The organism is Neisseria sp. P0021.S006 (assembly GCF_051956895.1).
In genome coordinates this window covers 1-566 of record NZ_JBQCWZ010000950.1, presented here as the reverse complement: position 1 = coordinate 566, position 566 = coordinate 1, and the positions used below count along the sequence as shown (strand labels likewise).

Here is a 566-nt window from a genome sequence, read left to right as displayed (position 1 = left end):
GAATTGTCTTTATAGGCAACGACTGTGCCTTCGGGATGCGCGTTGTGCGTGTCGCGTATCATGCCGAAGAGGGATTTCGATTGTTTTTCACCGTTGAGGATGAAGTCGGCGTTAAAGATTTTATGGCGGCAGTGTTCGCTGTTTGCCTGAGCGAACATCATCAATTCAACATCGGACGGATTGCGGTTTAAAGCCTGATAGTTTTCAACCAGATAATCGATTTCGTCGGCAGAAAGCGCCAAGCCCATTTCGGTATTGGCTTTGACCAAAGCCTCTTTACCGCCGCCCAATACATCTACGCTGGAGAAGGTTTCCGATTGGATATGGTGGAACAGTTGCGCCGCTGCATCGATGTCGGTCAACACGCTTTCGGTCATGCGGTCGTGCAACAGGGCTGCCCATTGTTGTTTTTGCCCATCGGTAAGCACACCTTCGAGCCATACTGCCATACCGCGTTCAATACGCTCAATACCTTCCAAACCGCAGTTTTCGGCGATATTGGTTGCTTTGGAAGCCCAAGGAGAAATGGTGCCCAAACGGGGCGTTACCAAAAATAAATGCAAGCC

At 50.0% G+C, this 566-nt stretch carries 1 pseudogene; it reads right to left on the bottom strand.

From position 1 onward, the window contains the following. Positions 1-566 (bottom strand): annotated as a pseudogene (locus tag ACTHUM_RS18095) (phosphoribosylformylglycinamidine synthase); the annotation flags it as partial.